Genomic DNA, 6,592 nt, shown 5'->3' on the forward strand with positions numbered 1-6,592 from the left:
ATCAAGCCGGTCGTCATGCTGCGGAGCATTCCGGACATGCTCGCCTCCTATTGGGACATGCTGGAGAGCGACGACCATTCCCTGCACGACGGCCTCAACTGCCATATCCCGCCGAATTTCCGTGCCCTCTCGCGCAATGCCAAGGCCGACTTCATCATCGACGTGCTGGCGCCGTGGTATGTGAATTTCTACGCCGGCTGGATCTCTTATGCCCTGACGGCGCCCGAGACCGTGTTCATGACCGATTACCGCGCCCTGCAGCTGAGCCCGGTCGAACTCGTCGGCAATATTCTCAAGCATGTCGGGCTGGCGAGCGATCCCGAATTGTGCACGGCGGCTGTCGCTTTCGCGTGGGACCGGCGCGACGGGCTGCGCTTCAACAAAGGCGAGGGCGGTCGCGGCGCCGCCTATTTCCGCTCGGCCCACTTCAATCGCATCACCCGCATGATGGGCCACTATCCTGTGCTCGCCGAATGGCGCCACATCCTGCTGGCGACCGGCAAGGGGCGGTAGAGCGGTTCACTTCCCCAGCTGCTCGCCCGCGACGAGCGTGACTTGGCGGTCGGCCATGCCCCAGGTTTCGCCGAGGCGGCGCGGGGTGGCGTTTTTCATCTCTTCGTCGCGGCCCATGGCGGGGCGCGGCACGTCGTAATGCAGCAACAGGCTGGAGCCTTCGACGCGCCAGGTGCCTTCGGACTTCCATCCCGGGCGCGTGGCCGAGAAGGTGTGATCGGGGCGCCAGTACAGACGCGTCTCGGTGCCGTCCGGGTCCTTGGCCACCACCGTATTGCCGACGCGGCTCGCCGCCGCCAATGCCGCCAGCACATCGGGGGTGTCGTCGAGTACGACGCCTTGCACCAGCGTGAGATGGCGAGAGCCGAGAAGCCAGACATCGCCGACGGCGTGAACGTCGGCCGGGCCGCATTCCTTGTCGCCGATTCCGGCCAAAGCCTTGGGGAAATTGAGGCACAAGGCGTCGTTCTGCAGCGTCCAGGTGCCGTCGATCTGGCCGCGGGCCGACTTGGCGAGAAAGCTTCCGTCGGCGCGATAAAGCATGTGAACGATGCGGCCGTCCGGTTCGATCACCAGCATGGTGTTGCCGAAGCGCGTGGCCATCGGATCGGAACCGGCGAGTGCCGCGGTCATGGTCAGCCCCATCACCGCGGCAGCAATAGTCATGCGCATTCTAATACGCCCTCTCGACGCAGAAATCGGCGACCGCGGCGAGGACGTCGCGCATCGGGCTTTGCGGCACGCGTTCCAGCGCCCGGCACGCGATCCCCGCGTAGCCGCGGGCCCGTTCCATGGTGTCGGCGATGGCTCCGGTCTGTTCCACCAGGGTGATGGCGCGATCGAGATCGGCTTCGCCTTGCGGGCCCGTTTCGATGGCGCGGACCCAGAATTTCTTCGCCGGATCGTCGGCCCGGGCGACGGCAAGAATGACCGGCAGCGTCACCTTGCCTTCGCGAAAATCGTCGCCGACCGACTTGCCCATCAGCGCCTGACGGCCGGAATAATCGAGCGCATCGTCGACCAGCTGGAAGGCGATGCCGAGGTTCATGCCGTAATCGCGCAGCGCCGCCGCCAATTCGCCTTTGCCGACGGCGATCACCGCTCCGGCTTCCGAGGCGGCGGCGAACAGCTCGGCGGTTTTGGCCGAGACAACGCGCAGGTAATGCTCCTCGTTGACGCCGAGATTGCCGGCGCTTTTCAGCTGCATCACTTCGCCTTCGGAAATCACCGCCGCAGCGCGCGACAGGATGCGCAGCACTTCCAGCTCGCCGGTTTCCACCATCAGTTCGAATGCGCGGGAGAGCAGGAAATCGCCGACCAGGACGCTCGCCTGGTTGCCCCAGACGATATTGGCCGAGACCTTGCCGCGGCGCAGCGAGCTTTCGTCGACCACGTCGTCGTGCAAGAGGGTTGCGGTGTGGATGAATTCCACTGCCGCCGCCAGCTTGGCGTGGTCGCGGCCGGCGTAACCGCCCATCGTCGCCGCCGCGAGGGTGAGAAGCGGGCGCAGCCGCTTGCCGCCGGAGTCGATCAAATGCTTGGCGAGATCGGGGATCATCGCCACCGCGCTCGACAGCCGCTCGTGGATCAGCATGTCGGTCGTGCGCATGTCCGCCGCCACCAGGGCATGCAGGCGCTCGACAGGCGAGACGTCGGTTTCGGGGCGGCGAAGGCGAGGTGGTGACATCCGGGAGACTGGCTGGTGAAACGAGGCGAGATTGGTAGCGGGGCCGCTCCGGGTCAAGCACCCAAGGAAAGATTTCAGTGATACAATGGCTTCGCGTGCAACTTGGAATCGGCCCCGTGAAGAGCATTTTGAAGACCAATGACCCGGTGCTGCTCGACTTCGCCCAGGCGTTGCTGCGTGACGCCGGTGTGCCGGCGGTGGTGTTCGACGGCGAAATGAGTGTGCTCGATGGCAGTATGGTCATTATCCCGCGCCGGTTGATGGTTTCCGACGACGACCTGGAGCACGCGCGCGAAATCCTGCGCGAAGGCGTCGGCGGAGCGGCGCTTGAACCGTGAGCGAGGACCGATTCCTGGGCGGCCGGGTGCTCGTACGCCAGCCGGAGACCGGTTTCCGGGCGGGGCTGGATGCCGTGATGCTGGCGGCGGCAGTGCCGGAGGCTGGCGCGGTATTGGACCTGGGCGCCGGGGCGGGGACCGCGAGCCTCTGTCTGGCGGCCCGACTCAGCGAGTCGCAGGTTACCGGGCTGGAAATCGATCCCGACTTGGTGACGCTGGCGACGGCCAATGCGGAGGCCAATGGGATGGCCGGCCGGGTGCACTTCGCGACGGCAGATATTTTCGACCTGCCAGAGGTTTATCGCCGTCAGTTCAACCATGTGTTGAGCAACCCGCCATTCCATGACGAGGCCGGGCAGGCCGCTCCCGATCCGGCGCGGGCGCGCGCGCTGCAGGATGGCGGCCGGCTGGGCGGCTGGCTGGACGTCGGGCTCAAGCGGACGGTCTCGGGCGGGACGTTCACGGCCATTTTGCGCGCCGATCGCCTCGGCGAAGCGCTGGCGGCGCTGCCCGATCGCGGCGTCACGGTTTTCCCGCTGTGGCCCCGGGTCGGCGTTGCGGCGAAACGAGTCATCGTCCAAGCCCGTCAGGGCTCGCGCGCCCCCCTGGTGCTGGCCGCCGGACTGGTCCTGCACCAGGACGACGGGGGCTGGACGCCGGAAGCGGATGCCGTGCTCAGGGGTGGGCATTTGAAGGTTTAATCTTTCTTCCCCCGCGGTGACCCGGCCGACGAACCGTGCGGTGGTCAAATAGCGGGGGAGGTGGCCGTCAGGCCGGAGTGGGGAATGCTCCGCCGGTTGGCCGCTCCCCCCTCCGTCTCGCTTCGCGATCCACCTCCCCCGCTATCCGCGCATTGTGCTGCGCGCCGGTCTGGTCACCGCGGGGGAGGAAAGCACGTTGGGCGTGGCATTTGCGGTGTTGTTTGCTTCGGCCCTCGTCTGTAGGTTCCGCGCCTGCTTCGAACGAGGCCGTAATCCGTGGCGAAAACCTTCCAGGACCTGATCCTGACCCTTCAGAATTATTGGGCGGCGCAAGGCTGCCTGATCCTGCAGCCCTATGACGACAACATGGGCGCGGGCACCTTCCATCCGGCGACGACGTTGCGCGCGCTCGGGCCGCGGCCGTGGAAGGCGGCTTATGTCCAGCCGTCGCGGCGGCCGACCGACGGGCGCTATGGCGAGAACCCGAACCGGCTGCAGCATTATTATCAGTATCAGGTGATCCTGAAGCCGACGCCCGACAATGTGCAGGAGCTGTATCTCGGCTCGCTGAAGGCGATCGGTCTCGATCCCGCCGAGCATGACGTGCGCTTCGTCGAAGACGATTGGGAAAGCCCGACGCTGGGCGCCTGGGGCTTGGGGTGGGAAGTCTGGTGCGACGGCATGGAGGTGACGCAGTTCACCTATTTCCAGCAGGTCGGCGGCATCGACTGCGATCCGGTCTGCGCCGAGATTACCTACGGCCTCGAACGCCTCGCCATGTATGTGCAGGGCTGCGAGTTCGTCTACGACCTGAAATTCAACGACCAGTTCCGCTATGGCGAGGTTTTCCATCAGGCGGAAAAGGAATTCTCGGCGTTCAATTTCGAATACGCCGACACCCAGATCCTGTCGCAGCATTTCGCCGACGCTGAAAAGCAGTGCAAGGCGCTGGTGGAAAAGCACCTGCCGCTGCCGGCTTACGACCAGTGCATCAAGGCGAGCCACAGCTTCAATCTGCTCGATGCCCGCGGCGTGATTTCGGTGACCGAACGCGCCGCCTACATCGCCCGCGTCCGCGCCCTGGCGAAAATGTGCTGCGAAGCCTGGCTGGCCAGCCCGATGGGCGCCTATGAGCCGAGGTTCGGGTGATGAAAAACCAGATTATGCACGCGGAGACGCGGAGGCGCGGAGTGCCGGCTGATCGGTCGGCACTCATCGGGCTGCGGCCGGGTCTCGGTGCGAAAATCTGGCCGCGCATCTCCGCGCCTCCGCGTCTCCGCGTGAAACCAATTTTTGTTTTGGGGGCCTGACCATGGCCGAGCTTCTGCTTGAACTGTTCTCCGAAGAAATTCCCGCCCGCATGCAGGCGCAAGGCGCGAAGGATCTGCAGCGCCTCGTCGTCGGTGCGCTCAGCGACCGCGGGCTGCTGTTCGAGGGCTCGGAAGCCTTCGCCGGGCCGCGCCGTCTGACGCTGGTGGCGAGCGGCTTGCCGGTCAAGCAGCCCGACGTCTCGGAAGAAAAGAAGGGCCCGCGCGTCGGCGCGCCCGAGAAGGCGGTGGAAGGCTTTTTGCGCTCGGCCGGCGTGACGCTCGATCAATGCGAGAAGCGCAGCGACGGCAAGGGCGAATTCTACGTTGCGGTGATCCATAGGAAGGGCCGCGCCACCGCTGAGGTGCTGGCGGAAATCCTGCCCGAGTGCTTCGCCAAGCTGCCGTGGCCGAAATCGATGCGCTGGCGTCCGGGTGAAACCACCCGCTGGGTACGGCCGTTGCATTCCATTCTGGCGGTGTTCGACGGCGAGGTGGTGCCGTTCGAATTCGCCGGCGTCACCAGCGGGGCGACCACCAAGGGCCATCGCTTCCTGTCGGCGGGCGTGATCACCGCCAAGACGTTCGAAATCTATCGCAACGATCTCAAGCGTCATCATGTGATGCTGGATGCGGCCGAGCGCAAGGACACCATCCTCACCGACGCCAAGAACAAGGCGTTCGCGCTCGGGCTGGAACTGATCGACGATATCGGATTGCTGGAAGAGGTCGCCGGCCTCAACGAATGGCCGACGGTTCTTATCGGCACCATCGAAGACCAGTTCATGGATGTGCCGGCCGAGATTCTGCAAACCTCGATGCGCGTGCATCAGAAGTATTTCAGCCTGCACGATTCCAAGACCGGCAAGATGGCCAACCGCTTTGCGGTGGTCTCGAACATGACGCCGGAAGACGGCGGCAAGAAGATCGTCGCCGGCAACGAACGGGTGCTGCGGGCGCGGCTGTCGGACGCCAAATTCTTCTGGGACCAGGACCGCACGCACCGCCTCGACAGCCGGGTGAAAAAGCTGGAAGGCATCGTCTTCCACGCCAAACTCGGCACCCAGCATGAGCGGGTGGAACGCATCGTGGCGCTGGCCGCCGAGATTGCCGCCAAGATCGGTGCCGATGTCGAGAAGGCCAAGCGCGCCGCGCTGCTGTGCAAAGCGGACCTGACGACCGGCGTGGTCGGCGAATTTCCCGAACTGCAAGGCGTGATGGGGCGCTACTACGCGATCCACGACGGCGAAGACATGGAAGTCGCCGACGCGATCCGCGACCACTATCGCCCGGTCGGCCCGAATGACGCGGTGCCGACGAGCAAGGTTTCGATTGCCGTGGCACTGGCGGATAAGCTGGATCAGCTTTCAGATTTTTGGGCAAATCACGAATTGCCAACAGGTTCTTCTGATCCATTTGCCTTAAGGCGTGCGGCGTTGGGGTTCTTCCGGGTATTGGACACGTACTCGCTGCGTCTGCCACTAGAGAGTCTTTTGGCAGGGCATGCTCAACGAGTTGAAGCAGACAGCTTTGTGATTGTTAGGTCACCTAATCCACTCATCATGAATCAGCCGGTCCAAGGAAAGGTTCTCGGCACGACATTTGAAGATCGAAAAGCGGCAGTAGCACGAGATTATCCCGCTGGATCGAGCGCCGAGTTTCCACTTTTAGACTCACAGACAAGAAGGGATTTGATCGAGTTTCTCGCGGATCGCATCTATGTCGCGCTGAAGGAAAAGGGTGTTCGCTACGATTTGATCGATGCGGTGTTCTCGCTTGGCAATGAAGACGATCTGGTGCGGCTCGTCGCGCGGGTGGAGGCGTTGCAGACCTTCTTGAAGTCGGAGGAGGGCGCTGATCTGCTCGCCGGGTACAAGCGCGCGGCGAATATCCTGAAAGCGGAAGAGAAGAAGGACAAGACCACCTTCGACGGCTCGCCCGATCCCGACGCGCTGGTGCTCGACGAGGAAAAGGCGCTGTACGTGGAACTTTCCTCCGCGGCGGACCTGGTGAAGGCCGAAATCGAGCGCGAGCGCTTTGTGGAAG

Annotated in this window: 7 protein-coding genes; 5 read left to right on the forward strand and 2 right to left on the reverse strand. The window is 64.1% G+C overall.

From position 1 onward, the window contains the following. Positions 1–513: hypothetical protein (locus AC1P6P_RS19820; protein ID WP_481404172.1), on the forward strand; the 513-nt coding region annotated here is incomplete at its 5' end. A gap of 6 nt (positions 514–519) precedes the next feature. Here AC1P6P_RS19820 and AC1P6P_RS19825 read toward each other — a convergent pair. Together AC1P6P_RS19825 and AC1P6P_RS19830 are read right to left on the reverse strand one after the other, a co-directional pair. Then, entirely contained in the window at positions 520–1,179 is a 660-nt protein-coding gene (locus AC1P6P_RS19825) for a hypothetical protein (RefSeq protein WP_481404173.1), read from the reverse strand. 7 nt (positions 1,180–1,186) lie between these two features. Continuing rightward, positions 1,187–2,200: a polyprenyl synthetase family protein gene (locus tag AC1P6P_RS19830; protein WP_481404174.1), complete on the reverse strand. Its 1,014-nt coding sequence runs from the start codon at positions 2,198–2,200 to the stop codon at positions 1,187–1,189. Positions 2,201–2,316: 116 nt separating this feature from the next. Here AC1P6P_RS19830 and AC1P6P_RS19835 point away from each other — a divergent pair, with 116 nt between their 5' ends. The 4 genes from AC1P6P_RS19835 to glyS all read left to right on the forward strand — a co-directional run. Next, complete coding sequence (locus tag AC1P6P_RS19835; RefSeq protein ID WP_481404175.1) at positions 2,317–2,538, forward strand: putative signal transducing protein; 222 nt, start codon at positions 2,317–2,319, stop codon at positions 2,536–2,538. Beyond that, a complete protein-coding gene (locus AC1P6P_RS19840; protein ID WP_481404176.1) occupies positions 2,535–3,239 on the forward strand; it encodes a tRNA1(Val) (adenine(37)-N6)-methyltransferase in 705 nt (234 codons plus the stop codon). The genes AC1P6P_RS19835 and AC1P6P_RS19840 overlap by 4 nt, the downstream gene beginning before the upstream one ends. 276 nt (positions 3,240–3,515) lie before the next feature. Beyond that, entirely contained in the window at positions 3,516–4,388 is an 873-nt protein-coding gene (locus tag AC1P6P_RS19845) for a glycine--tRNA ligase subunit alpha (protein ID WP_481404177.1), read from the forward strand. Positions 4,389–4,551: 163 nt separating this feature from the next. Beyond that, positions 4,552–6,592 (forward strand): glycine--tRNA ligase subunit beta (gene glyS / locus AC1P6P_RS19850; protein ID WP_481404178.1); only part of this gene is annotated, 2,041 nt, incomplete at its 3' end.

It is taken from the genome of Rhizomicrobium sp. (assembly GCF_056722145.1).